Genomic DNA, 22,717 nt, shown 5'->3' with positions numbered 1-22,717 from the left:
ACTGGGTTTTTATGTCAGCTATTCTAGTTGCGTAATGCTACACAGACCCCTATATTCCAAAAAAAGTTAATAATATGTTTTAATAACGGCCGTGATAAAAAAAAATCGGAAGAATTAAACCTATTGATAGAGTGATTTCCTTTGCTTTATTGATTCAAGATAAAATTGCATTATTGGAGGGGAATCTAATTTGGAAAATCAGCAATTGCAACTGCCTGCTAAAAATGAACAAAACCAGCCGTCAAATACTTTACAAAGAAAACTAAAAGCGCGCCATCTAACGATGATTTCGTTGGGCGGTGCGATTGGAACAGGGCTTTTTCTCGGCAGCGGGCCGGCCATTCACACTGCAGGACCTGGAGGGGCTTTGGTCGCTTATGCCGTTATTGGTATAATGGTTTATTTTATTATGACAAGTCTCGGAGAACTAGCATCATTTATGCCTGTAAGCGGAGCTTTCAGTACCTACGCAACGCGTTTTATTGATCCAGCACTTGGGTTTGCGCTTGGTTGGAATTATTGGTTCACTTGGGCGATGACGCTTGCCGCAGAACTATCTGCCGCAACGATGGTTATGAAGTTTTGGTTTCCTCACAGCCCGTCATTGTTATGGAGTTCTTTGTTTTTAGTTTTGATATTCTTGTTGAATTACGTATCCGTTAAAGGGTATGGAGAAGGGGAATATTGGTTTTCGCTCATTAAAGTGGCGACCATCATCATTTTTATCGTTGTCGGTATATTGATGATATTCGGGATTATGAATGGAGAGGCGATTGGTTTTAAAAACTTCACAGTTGGCGACGCTCCGTTTGCCGGCGGTTTTTTAGCAACATTGGGTATTTTCATAGCTGCTGGTTTTTCTTTTCAAGGGACAGAAATAGTTGGTGTTGCAGCCGGTGAGAGTGAAGATCCGGCAAAAAATGTTCCACGTGCAGTTCGCAGCATCTTTTGGAGGATTTTCCTATTTTACATCCTAGCGATATTTGTAATTGGATTGATAGTTCCTTATACGAATAGCAGTTTGCAGGGACATACGATCATGGTTAGTCCGTTTACGATGGTGTTTGAAAAAGTGGGACTGGCATTTGCTGCTTCCGTGATGAATGCTATCATTTTAACAGCCGTACTATCCGCAGGTAATTCGAGTCTTTACGTGACAAGCCGAATGTTGTACTCAATGGCAAATGAAGGGCTGGCACCGCATATTTTTGGGAAGCTCAACAAACGCGGCGTTCCCATTTGGGGACTGGTTGTAACTTCACTTGTAGGGATGTTGGCATTTTTTGCTTCCATTTTCGGTGATGGAGTAATATATATTTGGCTGATGAATGCAGTTGGAGTCACTGGATTTATATTTTGGCTGGGTATAGCTGCCAGTCATTACCGGTTTAGAAAAGCATACATTGCTCAAGGTTTTTCACTGGACGATCTTCCTTATCTTTCAAAATGGTTTCCTTTCGGACCGATATTTTCATTTATCCTTTGTTTTTCGGTTTTATTGGCGCAAAACTATCAAGCCTTTATCGGAGATCACATTGAGTGGGCGAGTGTAATTGCTAGCTATCTTGGTATCCCATTATTTTTGGTGATGTGGCTTGGCTATAAATTTATTAAGAAAACTAAAGTAATTCCGTTAGAAGAATGTCAAATTGATTTCGATGAACACAGGAATGCAAAATAGACATAAGATCCCTTTTAAGAATTTATTCGAATTAATTATTAAATAAATATAACTTTCGTTGTTAAGAAAAGTTCCCGATGATTTATACTATTTGATGCTTTCAAATAAAAATTATTTACTTATTGGCTTTTAAAAAGTGCAAGAGTTTACAAAAGGGTCGCTGATGCAGTCCTTTTTTTGTATAGCTAAATGGGGAGGAAAGTTCCTAAATATTACATACACTAATATAATAGTATAGAGGAGACCCATTTATCTGGACAGCTTTTATAAACACCATGCAATTTGATTTAAGTGAATTATTCCGTGAATACAGAACATTAACAAAAAAGTGAGCAGGTTTAAAATCAAGGATGTGAAAAGGTGTCTACTTTAGTGACAGTTACAATTCAAATTGTTGTAGTGGGTTTTTTAAACTATTTTTCAATCCATGTTTTTAACCTTTGGCAAAAAGTTCTTAAAAATAATGATAAAGTTTTAGAAGATAGAAGCAAAAGAACATTAATAATAAAAAGTGACATTGACTCAAACAATTCAGCTATAAAAACAAAATAATTTGAAATAAGAGTGGAGGAGTTGCTGAGGCAACCAATTCTTATGGAGGTGCAGGATAGTTAAAGCGTGCTGTTTGACCTTTTTTCAACAAATGGGCGAGATTTTAAAAATGGTAGGAATTCTTTCTTAGTCTCTTCACACATATAAACATATATTTACCTTTGTTATCATAAAGCTTTATAAAAAAAGAATGAAATACAAATAAAGGGAAAAGGTACCTCGATATCGTATAAAACATATGTAATTCGTTTTTTTACTAACTAGTCATTTGTTGCTTAAGCAACATCATTAATAGGAGTGAAGATAATGGAAGCGGCGGTAGAAAGTATTTTTACAAATGAAATGGTGGAATTGGCCGGGCGTTTTTTTCAAGTGAGTGCAGAGAGTCCAGTAAAACTTGGGGATGCAGAAAACTATGTATTTGAGGTTTACCGGGATGGAACACCATTCATCTTGAGATTGACACACCAATCACATCGTACAAAAGAGCAAGTGCTTGCTGAGTTAAAGTGGATTGAGTATTTACAAAATGATGGAAGTGACATTCCGAAAGTTATTCCTTCAACAGAAAATAACTTAGTTGAAATTGTAACGGGTCTTGATGGGACAAATTTTTATTGTTGTCTGTTTGAAAAAGCACCTGGAGTAAGGATGAAAGTAACTGATGAAAATTTTAACGAACATTTATTTTTTGAATGGGGGAAAACAATAGGCCAACTACATAAAAAAACAAAAAGTTACAAGCCTGGAACAGAATATAAAAGATTGAATTGGTATGAAGAAGAATTATTGAATGCAACACTCTATCATGTTGATGTTCCAGAGCAAGTGATACACCAACAAGAATTAATTATTAAGAAATTAAATGCTCTTCCAGTTCATCAAGATAACTTTGGATTGATTCATTCTGATATTCATCACGGCAATTTCCATTATCATGAAGGTAAGATTTATGTTTTTGACTTTGATGACTGTTCTAATCACTGGTTTGCAAGCGATTTGGCAATACCTCTGTATTATTTTATGTGGAGCTTAGAACGTGAGGGCGTAAATGACCTCGATGGATATGCTACCGAATTTATGAGGGAATTCATAAAAGGATATGAGACAGAAAATCACCTTGCACCTGAAGATTATGAAACAATACCTCTATTTTTAAAGTTAAGAGATCTAACTTTATATAGTTTTTTCTATAAAAAGTACGATTTAAAGAATACAGATAGTCAATTAAACAAAACAGTTCAAAAAATTGAACGGAGAATAAAAGAAAGTCGTACTATTGTTCACTTCGATTCGAACGTGATTTTTTAAGAGATTGAAGGTTCGCATGGAACAAATAGGAATAGTTAGGTAGGGGAAATTATGCAAATTAGACAAACTACAGATTATGAAAAAATTGCAAAATTAAATCGATATGTTCACAATTTGCATGCAAAGCTTTATCCCAGATATTTCAAGGAATATAACTATAGTGAAATTAAAGATACATTCAAAAGTTTAATCAACAACAACAGTTTTGTTTTCCTTCTTTTAGAAGATAATGAAGAATCACTTGGTTACGTGTGGATAGAGATTAGAAACTATCCAGAAAATGTTTATAAAAATGGTTATAATTCTGTATATGTGCATCAGATTAGTATAGTTGAGAATCAAAAGAAAAAAGGTTATGGAACGAGGTTAATGGAAGAGGTATATAAAATAGCGAAAAGGAACGATATAGATTTAATTGAATTAGATTATTGGTTTGAAAACGATGATGCAAAAGAGTTCTATAAAAAACATCATTTTATAAAGTACAGAGAATTTGTTTATAAACAGTTATAGTTTATTGTTTAACTAACAGATGCGATACTCCGATACTTCAAATATAGGAAGGTCGCTTTTTCTTATTAAAGAAATGAGGGAATTTAAGAAGAACTTCATATTGTATCCCTTTTATTTATATTTAAGATTTTAATAAAATGAATGATACTAGGGGGACTATTATGAAGGTTAATCAAAGAACAACATTTATTAATGAAAAAGAAGTTCAATACACACATATTGAAACCGGAAGTCCGGTTATTTGTTTTATGTTTTCTGGAGCAGGTTACACGTATGAGAAGCCTTTATTTTATTATTCGACAATGACAATGCTTCAGAATCAGTATGATGTCGTTCATATTCATTATTCATACGGCCAGGATGTAATCAAGTTTCCATTGGAAGATATCACAAAAATCATTGTTAATGATGTCAATCACATCATTACTGAGGTGTTTAAAAATCAACGATATCAAGAAACGGTATTTTTAGGAAAATCACTTGGTACAATTCCTATCATTAACGGACTTATGAAAATTGATATGAATATGAATTCTAAAATGATTTTGCTTACACCACTTTTAAAGTTTGATTCAATTTTTGAAGCATTATTAAGTAGTAATCATTCAGCCCTTATTGTTATAGGCGAAAAAGACCCTCATTATATTTCTAGAAAAATCCAAGAAATTGAAAATAAAACAAATATAAAAATTGAAAAAGTCCCCAATGCTAATCATTCTTTAGATATTGAACCATTTAATACTTCAAAGTCCATTACAGTCTTAGAAAATGTAATGAAAAGAATAGACAAGTTCTTAAAATATAACTCTAGTTCAGCTAACGGGTGCGATTCTTCATAAAGAAGGATACACTGTATTCATTGATCAGTGCGTTAACCATCCTGCCCGCTTATATTACTCTGTTCAGTAAAAATAAAAAAAGTAGCCATCCATGATGTGGATTGGCTACTTTTCTTATTGTCTTATTGATTTAGAGCTGATATATAACGTTCATAATAATTTTTTACTCATGTTGTACCAAATTACTCTTCCATGCTCTGAGCTTGAAACACCGTTGTTGAGGTATCCATAGTTTTCATAGAAGCGAATTAAGTTCTCTTTACAAGTAAGTGTAATCGTTTCACGTTTGTTCGCTCTCGCTTCTTTTTCAAGATGAGCAAGTAACGCGGATGCCAGGCCTCGTTTTTGGAAATGCGGGGACACCGCTAACCCTAAAATAGTTTGATAACCACCAGACGCTGGGTTTACCTGTATCTCACTAAATAAATCATCTGTAATGAACGCTGTGTCAATGACTGGTCCATTGATTAAACCCGCGAGCACACCGTCCTCCTCCGCTACAAAAAAACTATCCGGGATTAATTGAATGCGCTTTTCGAACGCTTCTTTTGTAGTCGCTTCTTCTTTTGAAAAACAAAGATGTTCAATAACTACAAGTTCAGGTAAGTCTTCCATTTTTACTTTTCGTATGTTCAGCATATCTACCTTTCCTCCAAAATAAACCATATTCTTAAATTAATTATAATATTTTATTAAATAAATAGAGATTTAAATGTACATCTTCATCTCCTAACAAGATTTTCGTACATGAGTTTATTGTAACAAAAACTAGCATAGGTTAGGCCACTTGACTTTTCTAATTCAGCTTTTGGGGACAGCTGCATAAGGAAAAAGGTATAATTTAACGAAAACCTAAACAGGCAGGTGAGACAAATGACCTTGGAGAATTTTAATGAAATGCAAGAACGTGTAGAAAATGGAGAAGAATTTAGTTTTGACTATAAAAATGAGGAATACTGGATAAGTCAAAATCCAGATGAGTACTACCTTACACGAGTTAGGGGTTCGATAACTCAAGAATTTGATACTTCCAAAGCTCTTTTTGAAAATGGTACGATTAAGGGAAGAAAACTTTTCGAAATTTATATGGATATTGATTGGAACTAATAGTGATTTTCTAAAAGGAGTACATTTTATGAAATTTACATGTCCATGCTGCGGTTATAAAACACTGAATGAAGAACCACCAGACACCTATGAAATTTGTGAAATCTACTTTTGGGAAGATGATGGCTATCAATATAAATATCCAGATGAAGACGACGCAAACAATATTTCCTTTAGAGAAGCACAACAAAACTTTATTAAATTAGGAGTTAGTGAAGGAGCCTTTTCGAAGAACGTAAGAAAACCAAAAAGGTCCGATATAAAGGATAATAATTGGAAACTATTAGGAAGGCTTGAGTAAAAAAATAGAAATACGGAGATTTCAGTTATTGAGGAGTGGGAGATATTCGTAGCTTGTGTTCACTAATAATTTTTTTATTCATGATCGCGGGATGTTCTAAGAATGAAATGGAATATTATTCGAATCCTAATATGGTAAGCGTAAACGATTTGATTTTACATAAAACAAAAATTGGTGAATATCAGGTGTTTGAATCTGACAGTAAATTGTCTATTGAAGGAAATGGTGAACCAATAGAGATTGATTTGCCTGAACATAGTCATCTCAAAAGCTTGCACTTATCCCATGATGAGCGGTATTTAGCCTTTGATAGTCAGGTTCAAGAGAGAGTGGAAATTTTCGTCGTGAATTTGCAAACAGGTGAATCTAGCAATATATCAGATTCATACGATTATGCTGGATACGAACAACCATATGGAATAGCTTGGTCTCCTGCTAAAAATATAATGGCCCTGATCGGTGGTTATCCTGATTCCGCAAGAATTGTCCTATTTGATATGGATTCAGGTGAAGAAGGACACGGGGGCTCAGAAATATTTAAAGACATATATGGTGTGAAATGGGATAGAGATGGAGAGTCGATTCATTACCTTGTGGATTCGTTTGATGGAGATGGTGATTATACAGAGTATCAAACAGAAATCCAATCTGACCATGAGTTGCTTGGGGGAACGATTAACAAGATCAAGGCATTAAATCAGGAAGAGTATGAAGAATGGTTTATTGATTAAAACACTAGTTAGGGTTGCTTCGGCAGCTCTTTTTCTTATGAAGTTAACGGGCTATTTTACTGGAAGAATAATACTTTTGATATAATTGGTATATTAGTTATTTGTGATGGAGGTAATAAAAATGTTCAAATCGATTATTATATTTATTGTATCGTTATTTATTCTATATTTAGTAATTGAAAATGCTGTAAAAAACGGTATTAACCGTTCAAAAATTGGTCAACTCCTTGAATCGAAGTATGGTATCGAAGAAACTAAAAAGTCATCATTCTTAGATGATGATTTGGACAAAGAATAATAAGTTCATTCAACTAACTCGTGCAACTAATGTTATGTAAAATATGTGTAGAAAAAATAGTATTAGTCTAAAAGAAAGCATGTCCTCATATTTTTCATGGTAAAACTCTTTTTAAAGGAGAGGACCTTAAATGAGCGAACAAACTATCAAAGTGAATGGAATTACTATTTTTACTGAAAGCTTTGGAAATGTAAATGATCCAGCGATTTTACTGATGATGGGAGCCACTGCATCTATGGTATGGTGGGAAGAAGATTTCTGTCAACGCTTAGCAGACCGGGGCCTATATGTCATCCGGTATGATAGTCGTGATGTTGGCCGTTCAACTACTTATCCACCAGGAAACCCAGAATACTCCTTTGAAGATATGGCTGACGATGCTATTCATGTTTTAGATAGTTATGGTATTGAGCAAGCCCATATAGTAGGGATGTCAATGGGCGGCATGCTTACTCAAATGATTGCATTAAGGCACCCTGAAAGGGTTTTGACAGTTACCCTTATTGCGACATCAAATTTTGCACCAGAGTTACCTCCAATGGAGGAGAAAGTGACAAAATTTTTTGGTCAAGCAGGTGCAATAGACTGGACCAATGACCAATCCATTATTGAATTTATCGTGGGCAAATGGAGAATAATCTCTGGATCAAGACATACATTCGATGAACAGCGTATACACCGATTGGCAATCGAAGAAATAAGAAGGTCTAACAACATAGCTAGCATGAATAACCATGGTCTAATATCAGGAGGTGAGTCATACCTAACGAGAACGAAAGAAATTACTGTTCCTACTTTGATCATCCATGGTACTGAAGATCCAATTATTCCATACGAACATGGGAAGATGCTTGCTAACTTAATAAAAGATGCAGACTTATTCACATTGAATGGTACAGGGCATGAGCTTCACTATAACGATTGGGATGCATTGATTGATGTCATTACAAAACACACTCTACGGTTATCTTAATTATAAAAAATACTATTTTATTAATGTTGTTAAACTACTGGGTGATTTACTTCACTATGAGAGGTTGCTGAGGCAACCTTTTTTGTATGAAAACATATTCGTGAAAGGCCATACAAAATAAGCCCACCATATTTTAATTTTTTGAAGGACGTAAATGTGCTATGTCGTTATATTAACTGGTTATGCAGTTTGTTGTTCAGATGGAGCGATTGTATAGCCTTTCTTTTTTAGGAATTCGATCTTCGTTAATTTGTTTTTCTTCAAGGTAATTTGAGCCTAGATATGAGAGGGTTCTCCTGTTTTTAAGATGTTGTAAGCAATCGTCAATAGTAAATGAGCAGAAGCAATTCGTCCTTTCATTTTTCCCTGCCATTTGGTAATCCTTTTTCGATGTGAAGTAATTCGATTATCGATTATTTTGCCTTGACGTCGCTAGTACACACGCTACAACCATCGTTTTCAAAGCTTTGTTTCCTTGTGTGGTTTTACTTGTTTTTTTTACCAGCACTTTCATAATTTCCGGGACTCACACCCATACAACCCGGTGGCTACAACGTTTTCCGCTCTTCCCTTCTAGAGCTACAGGTGAGTTTTTTAATTTTAATCACTTCCTTAATTTAATTTAATTTTCTATGTATATAATTCTTAACAATATCAAAACCTATGAATAGCAACACATTACATTCATAGGAGCTGACAACATGGCTAGAAATAACAACAGTAATCAATTAGTAGTTAATGGTGCAGAGCAAGCTCTAGAACAAATGAAATACGAAATCGCTAGTGAATTTGGTGTTACACTTGGCGCTGATACAACATCGCGTGCAAACGGATCTGTTGGTGGAGAAATTACAAAACGTTTAGTGCAAATGGCTGAACAACAATTAGGTGGAAGAACTCGTTAATCGAAATCATAAGTAATGTTAGGGATAGTGATTGGGCTATCCCTATTTATATTAAAAAGGTATTATTCTACATGACCTTTAATAATCTTAATGTAGTCATCTTCAAACACTGTTTTTTGAAGTTTATTATTTGCATTAGGCTCCTAATCAATCTAAAAAATAATTGAGAAATAGTCACTGTTCTTTATACCTGATGGTGGGATAGAGGATAATGAACAACACGAAGAATGCCTTAGAAGAGACAGGTTATTCAATATCAGACCTCTCTTATATATTAAGTTAAAGTGATATTACTTAACCCAAATTTGGAAATTCCATCATCTCTAGATGAAGGTGTTATATATGAAAGACACTACACTCTTAATTGGCTAGTAAACCCTTATATGGAACAAAAATGGGGGGAAGTACGTACAGATACATAAAAGTTGAAATACATACTTTTATGCTCCTTTATCAGAGGCGAAAGATCAGGGTTCGAACTGACGCAGTTGATTATTTTTGTTAAATGTGAAGTTATATACTTAAACTAACGGGTGCGTTAACTGAAGATCAGAGCTGTCCTTAAGGCAGCTTTTTCTTTATGCAACTTTCGGGGCAGTATAGTTGAAGAAGGAACTTAAATTTAAATCTCGAATATCTAATGTAATCGGATAGCTAAAAATTTGATGAGATAGGAGTTAGATACGATGATAAAAGGTTTCGGAGGAATATTTTGGAGAACTAAGAATCTTGAAGTTATAAAAAAATGGTACAGTGAAGTGTTGAAGATAGAAATAGACAATTGGAATGGGACTGTGATAAAACCCCAATTAGGAAATGAGACTATCTTTTCTTTCTTTACCGAGAATGACAGTTATTTTCCAACAGAACAACAAGTGATGTTAAATTTCCAAGTATATAATCTAAACGAGACTATTAAGCATCTTGAACATATTGGTGTACCTCTTGCAAAGAAAAAAGAGATTAGTGAATTTGGAAATTTTATTTGGATTGAAGATCCTGAAGGTCGACTGGTCGAGCTTTGGGAGAAATAGCGGGTTGTAATCATTTGCTATTAAGCTAACAGGTGCGTTTGCTGAAGATCGGAGCTGTCCTTTAAGGCAGCTTTTTTTTTATGCAACTATCGGGGCAGGATAGTTGCAGAGTGCTGTTTAATCTTTTTTCAACAATTGGGCCGGATTGTAAACAACAACTCTTAAAAAATTGAATCACTGAAAGGTAACTTTCTGAAAATTATGAAATTTTTTATTTTATGGTTGTTTTTACCTGTTATTAGACATATCATAATGATATATCAATTTGATATATCATTGTGATATGTGGAAGGGGATTGTTACATGTCAATTGAAAGTTCTATTCTTGCTATATTAAGCTTTTGGCCCAGTACAGGATACAATATTAAAGCAGAGTTTGAGCATAAAGCTGCCGGCTTATACTGGGGAATGAGTTATGGGAGTATTTATCCGAAATTAAAGAAGCTTGAAGAAGAAGGACTTGTTTATCCTATTGAACAAGAGGAAGAGGGACGTAAAAAGAAACTTTATGAACTTACCCCAAAAGGGTGGGAGGAATTTGAAAACTGGCTTCGACTCCCTCCTGCCTACCCAATTATTAGAGACGAATTATTAATGAAGATGTCCACTTGGCACGAAGATATGGAAAGCTCAGTATTAATCAGTCATCTACTAAAAAGAAAAGAGACAACCGAAGATTTACTTGAATTTGTAAAAGCCTGGCCAACAAACGGAAGCTCTTACATCAGTAATGTGGGTATGCTAACCATCCGCTATGCCGAATTACGACTGGAAGCTGAGTTGAAATGGATTGAAGAATCGATAAATGCATTGGGAAATAATCAACTTCCAAAAGGGCAGGATCCAAATGGGAATACAGAAAAACTGCTAGCAAGACGAAGAGAGGCAACCCAAGGAGAAAAGGAGAAATAACTCATGAAAGCTGGAATATTTGAGCCTTTAAAATTCCGTCCATTTCGTTCATTATTTGGCGCGCAGCTATTTTCTGATCTGGGTAATTGGCTCGATTTTATTGCTTTACAGGTTATTGTTGCTTACCATTGGGGGCTAGATGAAACAGCCATTGCCGCAGTGATCATTGTATTAGGGCTACCTTGGGTCATCATAGGTCCCTTTGCAAGTGTATTCGTGGATCGACTTCCAAAAAAGCAAATGATGATCATTTGTTTATTTTTAAGGATCATGTTTGTAGGAGGGCTGTTTTTTGCTCCTAACCTTTATATCCTTTTAATATTTGTGTTTTTGAAGGGAACAGTCGCAGCAATTTACGACCCAGCAAGACAAAGTATGATTAGGTTTACGGTCCCTGATAACCACCTTCCAGAGGCGGTAACACTTAGTCAGCTTTCCGTTAATACGATGAAAATTGTTGGTCCTGCACTTGGAGGAGGCGTCATAGCTTTATTTGGAGCAAAAAGTCCATTCTTATTTGAAGCTGCAGGTTTTTTCATCGCTATATTAATTTTATTAACTCTTCCCAACATGGATGAAAAAGAAATGAATTCTGACATTAAATCTGAAAAGAAAAATAGGAATAATGGTCACTATTGGAAAGAACTATTAGATGGCATTAAGCACATTTCATATACCCCATTATTAAAAAGCTCAGTTATCCTATCCTCTGTAGCGTTTTTTATTATTTTCCTGTACGATGGACTATTCGTATTTATTGCCCAAAACCTTGGCTTCACGCAAGGGAATTTTGGGTTACTGATTAGTGCTGTGGGTCTGGGAAGCGTGGCAGGCTCACTTTTAATGGGCAACTGGACTCATTGGAAAAGAAAACCTATTCATTTTATGTCAAGTGCATTACTTTTTAGCGGTTCATTAATCATTGTAATGGGACTTGGTAGTATGGAGATTGTAAATCTACCTGTATTAGCCTGGGTGATTGGCGCATTTTTCCTTGGTTTCATGGGCTCCGGTGAGTCGGTCCCTTATGGATTTATCTTGCAATCGGAGACACCCAAGCAAATGATGGGCAGAGTATCTGCTGCGGCCACATCATTACAAACCTTTTCTATGCTTATTGCACCTGCTTTGGGATCCCTTCTTGCCAAATGGCTTGGAGTTTCATTCGTCTTGATAGGAGCAGGAGGGGCAACCTGCTTATTGGGTGCAATTGTCCTCATCTTTATCGTGAGAAGAATAAACGTTCAAAAAGATATTCAGGAAAAACAATTCCAAGTTTAAAAAGTTACATGACGATACAATTTATTTTGGAACATGAACGTTGAAGTTGGGAGGAGGTTTTTAACAACCGTAATTTATTGGTCATAAAAAGTAAAGCAAGATGAAATTAGTATGATTCTTGAACTCTATCAGATTGCATTCCACAATTGGGCGCTATTCTTGAATAAGGTTCGCTTTTCTTATAGAACTAACGGGTGCTTTACTTCAATAAGGAAGGTTGCTGAGGCAGCCTTTTTCTTATGGCGCTAACGGGGAAGGATAGTTCCATAAGGTAATATGGTAAAATGACATAAACCTAGCCTTTAATATTGGCTATGTTAAAGGAAATGGTTGCTTTATCGTTAAATAATTTGGATGATTCGATTTTCTTACACTAGTCTGTATTGTTCAACATACTAAGACCAATTGTAGAACAAAGATCAAACAGCACTCGTGAAACAACCTGCCCCTTTAGTTCCATTAAAATAAGGAGCTGCCGATCAGCACTTGTTAGTTTAACAACATAGTCATTCTTCTCTATCAATTAATTTTTGGTCATGCACCTGTTAATTTAAAACCTAATTTTCTTCTTAGGTAGTTTATTTGGTGTTTCTATTAGCTTTGCAACTTTTTTATGTTTGTTGAACCTTACATTGTTAAGCCAATATACGAAAGCCTCTCCATTAAAACAGACTCCAAAAATTTTTTCGCCTTCCTCATCTTCTCCTGCGACTTCCCAGTATGAATGCTTGTTTTCTCTGTCATATAACCATTTATCAAATTCTCTCTGCAACTGATGTATATTTCTCCCTACTTTTGCAAGACAACTTATATATTCAGTATCCTCTTCGTACATAAATTCGACTTTCACAATCATAAATATTTTTTCCTCTCTTGCTTTTTAAATTTTACTAGACTGCCCAATCTCATATTTATCTTAATATAAATCTCCTGGTATCTTTAGATTTAAAATCAAGATTGAAAATTAATAAAATACTTTGATCATTTGCAAAAAAGATAGATAAAAATATTCGTAAAAGACCATCTCCTAGAAAATCAATTTTTAAGAGATGGTCTTTTAATTTTCTGGTAAATGCTGTTTTTAAGGATGAATAATTCAATAAAATACTCATTAATATGTTCTTCACACTATATTTAACCAAGCGTCTGCTAACTTTTCAATTCCTTTACGTATTTCACAATCCTCTAAGCCGGCAAAACCGAGCTGAATAGTGGGGTGACCTGGAAAATTCTCTACGTGAAATGGGGAGCATGGATATACTTTAACGCCGTTTTTGAGCGCTTCTTTGACGAGCCACTCTTCTCTTTGCTTTGTTGTAACTTCAATGACAATATAGAGACCAGAGGAGCCACCTATAATTGTAACAGTATCTTTAAAGTACATTTGAATGGTGTCACATAACACCTTCATTTTACGTTTATATATTGTTTTCATTTTACGTAAATGTGCATACCAATATCCTTCTTCTATAAAATGATGGATTGTACGTTGGTGAAGTGTTGAAGCTGTTTGCTCTAGTAATGGTGCAATTTGATGATATCTAACTAGTAATTCTTTTGGTAGCACCATATAGCTCAGCCGAATGGAAGGCAATAATGCCTTAGAAAAAGTACTCAAGTATATGATATGCTCACTGTTTGTTAAACTTTGTAATGAAGGTATAGGCTGCTGTTTATAGCGAAATTCACTATCATAATCATCTTCGATAATATACCCATTTACTTTTTCAGCCCATTCAATTAAATTATATCTTTCGTTGATAGGCATAGTTATCCCTAGTGGAAACTGATGTGATGGTGTTACGTAAACTAACCGAGCATTACACTTATCTAAGTGTGTGATGTCAATGCCGTCCTCTTTAACAGGTATGGGCACAACTGAATATGATTGTAATAAAAAAAGTTCTCTGGCACCATTATATCCGGGATCTTCTACAGCGATTTGATTATGTTCTTCTTTTAAAAGGATTGATAAAATCATCAAAAGTTGCTGTGTGCTACTACCAATAACAATTTGTTCACTGGTTGCTCTCACCCCTCTTGATTGAAATAAATACTTTGCTAAAGATTCTCGTAATAATAAATCCCCTTGATTCGCTCCATATTGATAAATCAGATTATCTTTTAGGACTTTATTCGAAAGAGAGCGCCATTTCGCTAGAGGAAAGTTGTTTCCATCTACAGCTCCAGCTTGAAAATCAATTGTAGGATTTACAATACTCTTAGATGATGCTTTGGTATGACGTATTATCTCGGAAATAGGTAATAGTTCCGAAATAGAAGCTTGTACATAATAACCTTTTTTATATTCACTGCGAATGTAACCCTCTGCTTGTAATTGTTCATAAGCCAGCTGTGACGTATTACGGCTCACTTGTAACATCTCTGCAAGCTGCCTAACAGATGGTAGTTTCGAATTCTCTACAATTTTACCTGAGACAATTTGGGCTTTAATATAGCGATAAACTTGTTGATACATAGGTAGAGTGCTGTTTCGATCAACATTAAATACAAGTTCTTTCATTCTACGCACCTCATCTGTCATTTTTAAATATTATAAACTGTACCTTTTCGAAATGACAATGAAAGTGAATAATAGTATTATATATAATTCGTTGAAAAGGAGAATGTAACATGGAATTTTATAAAGCAAATAAGTTTGACGTTGAAGGAGTAGCACAACTTTTTGATTTATACCGTCAATTTTATGATCAGTCAGAGAATTTAACAGAGGCACATAAATTTATTGAGGAACGTCTTTTAATTGGAGACTCGATCATTTTTGTGGCAAAAAAAGAGGAGCAATATGTAGGATTTGCACAGCTCTATCCAACCTATTCATCAATTTCAATGAAGAAGGCATGGATTTTAAATGATTTATTTGTAATGGAAACTGAAAGGCACTCTGGTGTGGCCCAGCAGTTATTACAATTATCCATTGAATTATGCCACCAAACTGATGCCAAGTATTTAACCTTAGAAACAGCCTCTACTAATGTAAAAGCCAAAAAATTATATGAAAAGAACGGATTTGTTCGTGATACTACTTTTGAACACTATACTTTAAGCTTGGCGTCAACTGACAATAAAGTCCTTTAATAATATACGTTCCTATTATGGGGTAATATAAAAGTTCAATTTATTTTAGGAGGAATGGAAATGGAACAACGCATTAATTATCTTGAAGTAGCACCTGAAGCACTTAACATTATGATGGAAATGGAGAAGTATACTAAATCTACTGGAATAGACCGTAAACTACGTGAACTAATTAAAATCCGTGCTTCTCAAATTAATGGCTGTGCTTTTTGTCTTAATATGCATACCTCTGACGCTCGAAAAATGGGTGAAACGGAACAGCGTTTATACTGCGTCAGCGCATGGAGAGAATGCGATTTCTACACAGATGCTGAAAAAGTGGCATTAGAATTAACTGAACATGTGACGTTAGTTCCAACTAAGCGTGTACCTGATGATCTTTATAATCGAGTGTGTATACATTTTAATGAAAAAGACTATGTAGATCTTGTTATTTTGATCAATCAAATTAATAGTTGGAATCGACTTTCCATTTCAATGGGGAATTTCGCAACTGGAGCAAAATAAGAAATTTTTATCCCTATATTAAGAATGAATTTTCAGCAATCGGCGCTTTAATGGAATAAGGATCACAGAAATGATCAAACTTTTTTATAAAAGAATGATTCAATTGAATATATTAAAAGCGTGTTTTGATCAATCTTTTTTCAAAACAGGCTTTTAATATTTGCTCTTTTATAAGGTTTATAGAGTTAATTTAATCAAACTTTTTTACAAATCTACAGAAGGACACAATATATTGTTGCTAAACTTTATACAAAAAACAGCTGTCGACTTTGTCGACAGCCTGAGGCATCATATTAAATATGGTGTCTTTTTTATTATTTTAAGGGGATTTCGAAATCTCCAATATCAAAGTATTCCCATCTTCTGTTTTGTAATTTTTACGATATAATTCTATCATAATATCGCCAGCTTGATCTGTGCTATCTTTAAATTCGGATTGAGGTTTATAAGTAGAAGGGAATTGGTCATAACTGTAAAATTAGAAGCTCCATAAATACCCCAACTCAGCATAACTGCCCCAATTCTTAATGCTTCCTTCTCCTTTGGAAGATTGCGTTTCAAGAGCAGGGCATAAAATACCGTTTCTAATTCCTTTTTAATTTTTTGTTCTATTATCGCACTAATAGACTCATAACTCTTTCTGCATTGTGTACTTAATTCAGGCTGAAAGTTAGTCACCGCAAGAAATATTTTTATAATTGTAGCTTCGTTTAAAGTATCATGAGAATTTAACTTATCCTGGATAATTTTTACTGTTTTTTCTGATATAACAGCATCGAGCAAATCGTATTTATCAATGAAATGAGCATAAAACGTTGCGCGATTAACGGTTGCTTCATCTGTAATTTCTTTTATCGTAATATCTTTAAACACCTTCACTTGTGCCACGGTAATAAAAGAAGCTATTAAAAGTCTTCTTGTTCGTAAAACACGTGGGTCTACCTTCGTTATTTCCTTTTTGTTCAAAAGGCCAAGACTCTTGTTCATACATGCCGTCAACAAGGGATACCTGTTATTTTCACTCGACATATAAGTAGAGGGATGCCATAGGCCAAGTAAACAAAGAACCGTTGAATAAATAAGGGGAACCTATCTATTATGACTCTGATATGGATTCTTTTGAGATTACAGATGAGATAAAACCTCACAAAAATGACATCACTTAGTGAACTTTTCATCAAAAAGGCTATTGATAAACAACGTGTAAAGGATGGAGTATAGACTGTAAAGAATTTGTGAGAACAAGAATTTAATCCTGAATTAAACTGTAAATTCTAACTTAACGATATAAAATAAATGCAGGAGGTTGATAATATGAAAGCAATTCAAGTTACACAGTTTGGCGGACCTGAAAAATTAGTATATACAGACGTAGAGGAAGTAGTAGCAGGTAAGGGAGAGGTATGTGTTCGTTTATATGCAGCCGGTGTCAATCCGAGTGATGCCTATACATTAACAGGTACATATGCGTTTTATATACCTCAATTACCTTATACCCCAGGCTTAGATGGTGCGGGAATTGTGGAGGCGGCTGGAGAAGAAGTCACAAATGTTCGTGTTGGTGATCGTGTATTTATTGCGTCCTTAATGCGAAGTAATAGTACGGGTACTTTTGCACAAAAAATAGTATGTGATGAAGCTTTGGTTCATTTATTACCAGACCATGTATCTTTTGAACAAGGTGCGGCATTAGGGGTACCGGCAATGACTGCATATCGTGCATTATTTCAACGTGCCTGTCTGAAGCCTGGTCAAACCGTGCTTATTCATGGAGCCAGTGGTGGGGTTGGATTACAGGCTGTGCAAATGGCGAAATCTCATGGTGCTAAAGTGATCGGAACAGCTAGTAAGCCAGAAGGTAAAAAAATGGTTCAGCAAGCTGGTGCAGATGTTGTCATTGATCATGTGACAGAAGCAACGATTGAAGATGTGCTGGCCTTAACAAATGGCGATGGGCCAGATGTAATTATTGAGTTTTTAGCAAATATTAATTTAGAAACAGATTTAAAGCTGATTGCATCATTTGGTAAAATTGTAATTATTGGAAATCGCGGTTCAGTTGAAATAAATCCACGTCTTGCAATGCAAAAGGAATGTGATATTTTAGCAACAGCTCTTTGGAACGCACCACAAGATGAATATGAGCAAAGTATTCACGGTGTAAGAGGCATGCTAATAAGCGGTGCGCTTCGTCCGATTATTGGTACAACTTTGCCGCTCCAACAAGCGGCGCAGGGCTTTGAACAGCTAGCAAAAGGTATAGGTAATGGTAAACTTGTTTTAATAATTGAATGAATATTCTACAACGTAAAAGCACTCATACAATTACAATGAGTGCTTTTACGTTGTAAAGAAGGAATTATAAATTGATTTATAAAATGTATCTCCATACAAAACGCTTTAAGGGGTACAGAAAGTAAAAAGGAAGAACTGCCGGTTTTTGCGCTTTATGGATGGCTAACGGGTGCGTTTCTGAATTAGCAGCAACGTTTTTTTTACTATCGGGTTAATGGAAGAAATATTGGAGTTTTTCTAAATGGAATTGTATTTCATTTCCAATATGGCTAGTCAAAATCTTAATATATTTCTAAATGTTAAGTCATATGAGTATTTTAAAAAGATATGCATGTACTGGGTTAATTTAACAATTATTATATTAAATATAACAAAAAATTACGATTCTTTAATACGGATTTAAAATCCCAGAGTTATTCTAAATTTACATCTAGAGGGAGGGATCGGAAGTTGTCAAAATTTCAGGTCATATCTTCTTTGCTCATCTTGGTATTTATCATTTTCGTAATTTATGAAATCACAGCATTCTCACCCAATCATTCCACAATGAATCATTCCACATCGAACCGCTCCATTCAAGTACAATTGTTAGGCGTTAATGATTTTCACGGCCAACTAAACAAGTATCAAAGGGTTTCAGGAACCATGGCAGGGGGTGCTGAATACCTGGTCAGCCTATTTAAAAAAATATATACAAGAAAACCCAAATACACTACTTGTTCATGCTGGTGATATGGTAGGAGGAAGTCCTCCAATCTCTTCTCAATTTCAAGACGAACCCACGATTGAATTTATAAACCTCATGCACTTTGATGTTGGGACACCTGGAAATCATGAATTAGACCAAGGCGTAAATGAAATGAAACGCCTTATTTATGGAGGATTTAATAAAGAAACAGGTTATTTTCAAGGTGCCAATACTTCATACAGTTCTGCAAATATCATCGATAGAAAGTCGGGTACTCCCTTGTTGCCACCGTATGTTATTAAACAAATTGACGGAATTAATATTGGATTTATCGGTGTGGTCACAAAAGAGACCAACCTGTATGTGACCCCTGAAAATCGAAAAGAAGTAGAAATTACTGATGAAGTTTCAGCTATTAACCGAACCGTTAAGCTTTTAAAGGAAAAAGGGATCAAAGTTATTGTTGTACTGGCACATGATTCAGCTAAATCAGATCAGACAGGAGCAAATCCCAGTGGAGCTTTAGTGGAGATGGCTCCAAAAATCGATGATGAGGTCGATGTCATTTTTGCCGGTCACAGCCATGAATATGCCAATACCGTTGTAGCGGGTAAACTGATCGTTCAAGCTTATTCTAATGGGAAAGCTTTTTCTCAAGTAAATCTTGAAATTGACCCACGTACTAAAAATATTGTTAAAAAACAAGCAAAGATTATTGTCACTTCACATGATCATATAAAACCAGATAAAGAAACGGTTGCTCTTCTTAATAAATATAGTAAAAGATTGGGGAGCTATTTTAATCAGATAGTAGGAGAAATGCCTGAAGAAATCACACGAAATCAAGATGCAAACGGTGAATCCCCATTAGCGAAAATGATTGCAGAATCTGAGCGGGAAGCGATGGGGGTAGATATAGCTTTTGTCCATCAAGGCGAAATGCGGAAAAATTTTAAAAAAGGGGATATCACTGTAGAAGACCTTTATACAGACTTGCCTTTTGGTCATAGTGTCAGTAAGTTAATCTTAACAGGAGACCAAATAAAACTTGCTTTAGAACAGCAGTGGACGAAAGATTATGAAAATAGGTTACAGACGGTTGGTTTAACGTATAGTTGGGACTCCAATGCTCCAATTGGCAGCCGCATTGTTGCGATGAAAGACAGGAAGGGTCAAGAGATTCAGCCAAACAACGAATATGAAGTAGCGGTTAGTAATTATTTAGCTTCAGGCGGTGATAACTTCACTGCATTGCAACAAGGTAGACTCGTAGAATCCGGTCCACAAGTTGTCACTGCACTTATACACTATATCCAACAGAAGCATCCCCACGAATAGTTACTTTTTTGATTCATGGTTTATTCGAACTCTGAAATAACTTTAAAGGAATTTTTTGAGATTTGTTGAATTTCTTTAGGTAAGATTCAAAGAAAGGTGGAAAAGTATGAAATCAACAAGTTCTCCTATTTATCGCAAAGTTAACAATGTCTTTATCCATGTTACAGATTTAAAAAAAATCAGTTGAATGGTATTGTAATCTCCTTGGAATCCCTCAGAATAATGACCCTGTAGAATCGCTTGTCTACAATATTCCTGTAACAAGCGAAACTGGATTAACTTTAGATGACCATACATTTGTACCCGGATTTAAGATTCGAACCATCCAATAATGTATTGTTTAATTTCTATGTAAAAGATATAGACGAAGCATATAAATTCATTAAAGGTAATAACATATTCATTGTTAAAGAATAGAGCGTATTGGTGAATTTGCTTATTTTAACTTTCAAGACAAAGATGGTAATGTACTTATGATTTGTAATTGTTAATGATAAAACGAGTTTGTTAGCTATTATATACCTAGCTCTTTTAATTTCTTGTTGCGCAGTTTATGTCAACTCTACAATTAGTCTTTTTCAACTTACAGGTGCTTTACTTCAATGCAAGGAGCTGATCAGCAGCTCTTTTTTGTATGGAACTAAAGGGAATTAGGTATATGTCTACATAGTAAAGAAAAGAATTGGAGTGAATTAGTTTGGAGCTGACACACACACGATTATTAGTAAATAATTATAGAGAATGTTTTTCGTTTTATAGAAATGTTTTAGGGTTTGAGGTTACTTGGGGAAATGAAGATTCTTTATATGCTGAATTTAAATTTAGAGGTTGTACCTTAGGTCTGTTTGAGAGGAAACAAATGCTTGAAGCAATAGGTGCTGAGAGCGTCTCTTATACTCATAATACTGATAAAATTGCTTTAATTTTCAAGGTTGATAATGTTGAAGAGAAATATAAGGAATTAAAAGAAAAGGTTGAATTCATAACAAAGCCTTCTGCACAAGAAGGCTGGGGAATTAAAGTAGCTCATTTTAGAGATCCCGATGGTTCACTGATTGAAATCTATGAGAGTATTGAATAAATTTTATAACTGTTCGATGCCTTAACAAGGCATCGTCTTTTTAATGGATTAGAGGAATTTTGTAAAATATATCACTTAAACTAACGTGTTTGTTATTTCATTAATAGGGATTCGTTGCGGCGATACTTTTTCTAATGGAACTAAAGGGGTAGATTAGTAGAAGAAGGACTATTACATTAATAATGGATTATAACGAATGGAAAAAATTTCTGTAAGGTGGTGTTTTGCTATTACTAAGCTAAAAGGACAGGTTGCCATAGTTACAGGTGCAAGCCATAGCTAAGGAATTGGTTCTAAATGCCGCAAATTAGAAAAAGAAGGTGCTGATATCTTCTTTACATACTGGGATTCTAAATCCGGTCGGTCTTAGTGGTTCCTTAAAAATTGCTTAATTTTAATAATTTTAAATTAAATGCATAGTAAGGAGAATTTTAGTATGAAAATAAAATGGTATGGACATTCTACTTTTTTACTGACATCCGAAGGAGGAACTAGGATTCTCATTGATCCATATTATCGCTTTATCCGCTACCGTATGCCGATTGTTGAACCAGATATAGTTGCCGTTACACATAATCATTTCGATCACAGTAAAATTCAAGCTGCAACAGGTGATTACTTGCTTGTTAATGAGCCGAAGGAATACATCCGAGATGATGTAAGAATTAGTGGATTTAAGACATTTCACGACAAGGTAAATGGCGAGAAGAGAGGCCCCAATATTTTATATCGTTTCCAAATGGACGGTCTAACTATCTGTCATTGTGGAGATTTAGGGCATCTATTATCAGAAGAACAAGTAAAGGAAATTGGAAAAGTAGATATTCTCATCATTCCCGTAGGAGGTACATTCACGATTAATGCACTAGAAGCTACTCAAGTAATGCATCAATTGAAATCTACTATTACAATTCCTATGCACTATAGAACAAAGGCTTTGTCGGTTGTTGGCTTGATGTTTTCAAAGGTAGATAAGTTTCTTCAGATTTCCGGACAGCGAACAACCGAAGTTAAGACTTTGGATATTTTCAAAGAAAATTTGTCAGAATATGCTGGTGTCGTAACTATGCTGTATGAATGAATACAAGGCTGAGCTGTGGATTTAAAATAAAGTCACGATGTTAATAAAAATGTTGCGACTTTCTGAAGAATGAATTGATAAGATATCCTGTTTATGCAGGATTTTTTTATTTCACATCAGCAGCTCTTTTTCTTATGGAGCTAACAGGGCAGGTTAATTGCATAAGAACTGGCATAATTTAGAGAAAATT

At 34.9% G+C, this 22,717-nt stretch carries 26 protein-coding genes; 21 read left to right on the top strand and 5 right to left on the bottom strand.

Features of this window, described 5'->3' with window-relative positions:
- Nucleotides 1-283: 283 nt before the first annotated feature.
- The 5 genes from JFU50_RS27240 (at nucleotide 284) to JFU50_RS27220 (ending at nucleotide 4,896) form a co-directional block, all read left to right on the top strand.
- On the top strand, nucleotides 284-1,681 hold the full coding sequence (locus JFU50_RS27240; RefSeq protein ID WP_201225205.1) for an amino acid permease: 1,398 nt from the start codon (nucleotides 284-286) through the stop codon (nucleotides 1,679-1,681).
- Between the two features lie 360 nt (nucleotides 1,682-2,041).
- The gene (locus tag JFU50_RS27235) at nucleotides 2,042-2,233 is read left to right on the top strand and encodes a hypothetical protein (protein ID WP_201224913.1); all 192 of its coding nucleotides are present in this window, start codon (nucleotides 2,042-2,044) and stop codon (nucleotides 2,231-2,233) included.
- 306 nt (nucleotides 2,234-2,539) lie between these two features.
- Complete coding sequence (locus JFU50_RS27230) at nucleotides 2,540-3,544, top strand: phosphotransferase enzyme family protein (protein WP_242489160.1); 1,005 nt, start codon at nucleotides 2,540-2,542, stop codon at nucleotides 3,542-3,544.
- A gap of 51 nt (nucleotides 3,545-3,595) precedes the next feature.
- Nucleotides 3,596-4,057, top strand: coding sequence for a GNAT family N-acetyltransferase (locus tag JFU50_RS27225; RefSeq protein WP_201181114.1), 462 nt, complete (start codon nucleotides 3,596-3,598; stop codon nucleotides 4,055-4,057).
- 161 nt (nucleotides 4,058-4,218) lie between these two features.
- Nucleotides 4,219-4,896: an alpha/beta family hydrolase gene (locus tag JFU50_RS27220; protein ID WP_201224911.1), complete on the top strand. Its 678-nt coding sequence runs from the start codon at nucleotides 4,219-4,221 to the stop codon at nucleotides 4,894-4,896.
- A gap of 150 nt (nucleotides 4,897-5,046) precedes the next feature.
- Here the strand turns inward: JFU50_RS27220 and JFU50_RS27215 are convergent, their stop codons facing one another.
- Nucleotides 5,047-5,535 carry a GNAT family N-acetyltransferase gene (locus JFU50_RS27215; RefSeq protein ID WP_201224910.1) on the bottom strand — a complete coding sequence of 163 codons (489 nt, stop codon included), beginning with the start codon at nucleotides 5,533-5,535 and terminating at the stop codon, nucleotides 5,047-5,049.
- Nucleotides 5,536-5,769: 234 nt separating this feature from the next.
- Here JFU50_RS27215 and JFU50_RS27210 point away from each other — a divergent pair, with 234 nt between their 5' ends.
- The 10 genes from JFU50_RS27210 to JFU50_RS27165 all read left to right on the top strand — a co-directional run bounded on the left by JFU50_RS27210 (nucleotide 5,770) and on the right by JFU50_RS27165 (nucleotide 12,438).
- A complete protein-coding gene (locus JFU50_RS27210) occupies nucleotides 5,770-6,003 on the top strand; it encodes a hypothetical protein (protein ID WP_201224909.1) in 234 nt (77 codons plus the stop codon).
- 28 nt (nucleotides 6,004-6,031) lie between these two features.
- Nucleotides 6,032-6,304, top strand: coding sequence for a CPCC family cysteine-rich protein (locus JFU50_RS27205; protein ID WP_201224908.1), 273 nt, complete (start codon nucleotides 6,032-6,034; stop codon nucleotides 6,302-6,304).
- Between the two features lie 131 nt (nucleotides 6,305-6,435).
- Nucleotides 6,436-7,035 carry a hypothetical protein gene (locus JFU50_RS27200; RefSeq protein ID WP_201254529.1) on the top strand — a complete coding sequence of 200 codons (600 nt, stop codon included), beginning with the start codon at nucleotides 6,436-6,438 and terminating at the stop codon, nucleotides 7,033-7,035.
- A gap of 121 nt (nucleotides 7,036-7,156) precedes the next feature.
- Nucleotides 7,157-7,333, top strand: coding sequence for a hypothetical protein (locus JFU50_RS27195; RefSeq protein WP_236694887.1), 177 nt, complete (start codon nucleotides 7,157-7,159; stop codon nucleotides 7,331-7,333).
- A 130-nt stretch (nucleotides 7,334-7,463) separates the two neighbouring features.
- Nucleotides 7,464-8,306 (top strand): alpha/beta fold hydrolase, encoded by an 843-nt coding sequence (locus tag JFU50_RS27190; protein ID WP_201224906.1) that lies wholly within the window; start codon nucleotides 7,464-7,466, stop codon nucleotides 8,304-8,306.
- 701 nt (nucleotides 8,307-9,007) lie between these two features.
- Nucleotides 9,008-9,211, top strand: a complete 204-nt coding sequence (locus JFU50_RS27185; RefSeq protein WP_034304517.1) for an alpha/beta-type small acid-soluble spore protein — start codon at nucleotides 9,008-9,010, stop codon at nucleotides 9,209-9,211.
- 284 nt (nucleotides 9,212-9,495) lie between these two features.
- Nucleotides 9,496-9,633: a DUF4272 domain-containing protein gene (locus tag JFU50_RS27180; RefSeq protein WP_201224905.1), complete on the top strand. Its 138-nt coding sequence runs from the start codon at nucleotides 9,496-9,498 to the stop codon at nucleotides 9,631-9,633.
- Between the two features lie 264 nt (nucleotides 9,634-9,897).
- Nucleotides 9,898-10,245, top strand: a complete 348-nt coding sequence (locus JFU50_RS27175; protein ID WP_201224904.1) for a VOC family protein — start codon at nucleotides 9,898-9,900, stop codon at nucleotides 10,243-10,245.
- Nucleotides 10,246-10,548: 303 nt separating this feature from the next.
- The gene (locus JFU50_RS27170) at nucleotides 10,549-11,157 is read left to right on the top strand and encodes a PadR family transcriptional regulator (protein WP_201224903.1); all 609 of its coding nucleotides are present in this window, start codon (nucleotides 10,549-10,551) and stop codon (nucleotides 11,155-11,157) included.
- Between the two features lie 3 nt (nucleotides 11,158-11,160).
- Nucleotides 11,161-12,438 (top strand): MFS transporter, encoded by a 1,278-nt coding sequence (locus tag JFU50_RS27165; RefSeq protein ID WP_201224902.1) that lies wholly within the window; start codon nucleotides 11,161-11,163, stop codon nucleotides 12,436-12,438.
- Nucleotides 12,439-12,811: 373 nt separating this feature from the next.
- On the opposite strand, the gene JFU50_RS30485 is transcribed toward JFU50_RS27165, so the two are convergent.
- The 3 genes from JFU50_RS30485 to pdxR all read right to left on the bottom strand — a co-directional run bounded on the left by JFU50_RS30485 (nucleotide 12,812) and on the right by pdxR (nucleotide 14,962).
- The gene (locus JFU50_RS30485) at nucleotides 12,812-12,961 is read right to left on the bottom strand and encodes a hypothetical protein (protein ID WP_207198839.1); all 150 of its coding nucleotides are present in this window, start codon (nucleotides 12,959-12,961) and stop codon (nucleotides 12,812-12,814) included.
- 27 nt (nucleotides 12,962-12,988) lie between these two features.
- Nucleotides 12,989-13,294 (bottom strand): hypothetical protein, encoded by a 306-nt coding sequence (locus JFU50_RS27160; protein WP_201224901.1) that lies wholly within the window; start codon nucleotides 13,292-13,294, stop codon nucleotides 12,989-12,991.
- Nucleotides 13,295-13,561: 267 nt separating this feature from the next.
- Nucleotides 13,562-14,962 carry a MocR-like pyridoxine biosynthesis transcription factor PdxR gene (gene pdxR, locus JFU50_RS27155; RefSeq protein ID WP_201224900.1) on the bottom strand — a complete coding sequence of 467 codons (1,401 nt, stop codon included), beginning with the start codon at nucleotides 14,960-14,962 and terminating at the stop codon, nucleotides 13,562-13,564.
- Nucleotides 14,963-15,072: 110 nt separating this feature from the next.
- Between pdxR and JFU50_RS27150 the strand changes: the two genes are divergently transcribed.
- Entirely contained in the window at nucleotides 15,073-15,537 is a 465-nt protein-coding gene (locus JFU50_RS27150; RefSeq protein ID WP_201224899.1) for a GNAT family N-acetyltransferase, read from the top strand.
- Nucleotides 15,538-15,597: 60 nt separating this feature from the next.
- The gene (locus tag JFU50_RS27145; RefSeq protein ID WP_201224898.1) at nucleotides 15,598-16,044 is read left to right on the top strand and encodes a carboxymuconolactone decarboxylase family protein; all 447 of its coding nucleotides are present in this window, start codon (nucleotides 15,598-15,600) and stop codon (nucleotides 16,042-16,044) included.
- Between the two features lie 393 nt (nucleotides 16,045-16,437).
- Here the strand turns inward: JFU50_RS27145 and JFU50_RS27140 are convergent, their stop codons facing one another.
- Nucleotides 16,438-17,010 carry a TetR/AcrR family transcriptional regulator gene (locus JFU50_RS27140; protein ID WP_201224897.1) on the bottom strand — a complete coding sequence of 191 codons (573 nt, stop codon included), beginning with the start codon at nucleotides 17,008-17,010 and terminating at the stop codon, nucleotides 16,438-16,440.
- Nucleotides 17,011-17,358: 348 nt separating this feature from the next.
- On the opposite strand from JFU50_RS27140, the gene JFU50_RS27135 reads away from it, so the two are divergent.
- The 4 genes from JFU50_RS27135 to JFU50_RS27115 all read left to right on the top strand — a co-directional run bounded on the left by JFU50_RS27135 (nucleotide 17,359) and on the right by JFU50_RS27115 (nucleotide 22,527).
- Entirely contained in the window at nucleotides 17,359-18,339 is a 981-nt protein-coding gene (locus tag JFU50_RS27135; protein ID WP_201181082.1) for an NADPH:quinone reductase, read from the top strand.
- Between the two features lie 655 nt (nucleotides 18,340-18,994).
- Complete coding sequence (locus JFU50_RS27125) at nucleotides 18,995-20,365, top strand: 5'-nucleotidase C-terminal domain-containing protein (protein ID WP_201224895.1); 1,371 nt, start codon at nucleotides 18,995-18,997, stop codon at nucleotides 20,363-20,365.
- A gap of 697 nt (nucleotides 20,366-21,062) precedes the next feature.
- Complete coding sequence (locus JFU50_RS27120) at nucleotides 21,063-21,446, top strand: glyoxalase/bleomycin resistance/extradiol dioxygenase family protein (RefSeq protein WP_056528942.1); 384 nt, start codon at nucleotides 21,063-21,065, stop codon at nucleotides 21,444-21,446.
- A gap of 436 nt (nucleotides 21,447-21,882) precedes the next feature.
- Complete coding sequence (locus JFU50_RS27115) at nucleotides 21,883-22,527, top strand: MBL fold metallo-hydrolase (protein WP_201224894.1); 645 nt, start codon at nucleotides 21,883-21,885, stop codon at nucleotides 22,525-22,527.
- Nucleotides 22,528-22,717: the final 190 nt, after the last annotated feature.

Source organism: Peribacillus sp. TH14, from assembly GCF_016651145.1.
Lineage (GTDB): Bacteria > Bacillota > Bacilli > Bacillales > DSM-1321 > Peribacillus > Peribacillus butanolivorans.
This window is presented reverse-complemented; position numbering and strand designations above follow the sequence as displayed.

Coding starts and splice junctions, on each gene's coding strand:
- JFU50_RS27210 (WP_201224909.1), top strand. CDS start 5,770: ATGACCTTGGAGAATTTTAATGAAATGCAAGAACGTGTAGAAAATGGA.
- JFU50_RS27175 (WP_201224904.1), top strand. CDS start 9,898: ATGATAAAAGGTTTCGGAGGAATATTTTGGAGAACTAAGAATCTTGAA.
- JFU50_RS27160 (WP_201224901.1), bottom strand. CDS start 13,294: ATGATTGTGAAAGTCGAATTTATGTACGAAGAGGATACTGAATATATA.
- JFU50_RS27185 (WP_034304517.1), top strand. CDS start 9,008: ATGGCTAGAAATAACAACAGTAATCAATTAGTAGTTAATGGTGCAGAG.
- JFU50_RS27190 (WP_201224906.1), top strand. CDS start 7,464: ATGAGCGAACAAACTATCAAAGTGAATGGAATTACTATTTTTACTGAA.
- JFU50_RS27195 (WP_236694887.1), top strand. CDS start 7,157: ATGTTCAAATCGATTATTATATTTATTGTATCGTTATTTATTCTATAT.
- JFU50_RS27150 (WP_201224899.1), top strand. CDS start 15,073: ATGGAATTTTATAAAGCAAATAAGTTTGACGTTGAAGGAGTAGCACAA.
- JFU50_RS27135 (WP_201181082.1), top strand. CDS start 17,359: ATGAAAGCAATTCAAGTTACACAGTTTGGCGGACCTGAAAAATTAGTA.
- pdxR (WP_201224900.1), bottom strand. CDS start 14,962: ATGAAAGAACTTGTATTTAATGTTGATCGAAACAGCACTCTACCTATG.
- JFU50_RS27225 (WP_201181114.1), top strand. CDS start 3,596: ATGCAAATTAGACAAACTACAGATTATGAAAAAATTGCAAAATTAAAT.
- JFU50_RS27220 (WP_201224911.1), top strand. CDS start 4,219: ATGAAGGTTAATCAAAGAACAACATTTATTAATGAAAAAGAAGTTCAA.
- JFU50_RS27145 (WP_201224898.1), top strand. CDS start 15,598: ATGGAACAACGCATTAATTATCTTGAAGTAGCACCTGAAGCACTTAAC.
- JFU50_RS27205 (WP_201224908.1), top strand. CDS start 6,032: ATGAAATTTACATGTCCATGCTGCGGTTATAAAACACTGAATGAAGAA.
- JFU50_RS27165 (WP_201224902.1), top strand. CDS start 11,161: ATGAAAGCTGGAATATTTGAGCCTTTAAAATTCCGTCCATTTCGTTCA.
- JFU50_RS27215 (WP_201224910.1), bottom strand. CDS start 5,535: ATGCTGAACATACGAAAAGTAAAAATGGAAGACTTACCTGAACTTGTA.
- JFU50_RS27200 (WP_201254529.1), top strand. CDS start 6,436: ATGGTAAGCGTAAACGATTTGATTTTACATAAAACAAAAATTGGTGAA.
- JFU50_RS27170 (WP_201224903.1), top strand. CDS start 10,549: ATGTCAATTGAAAGTTCTATTCTTGCTATATTAAGCTTTTGGCCCAGT.
- JFU50_RS27115 (WP_201224894.1), top strand. CDS start 21,883: ATGAAAATAAAATGGTATGGACATTCTACTTTTTTACTGACATCCGAA.
- JFU50_RS27240 (WP_201225205.1), top strand. CDS start 284: ATGATTTCGTTGGGCGGTGCGATTGGAACAGGGCTTTTTCTCGGCAGC.
- JFU50_RS27230 (WP_242489160.1), top strand. CDS start 2,540: ATGGAAGCGGCGGTAGAAAGTATTTTTACAAATGAAATGGTGGAATTG.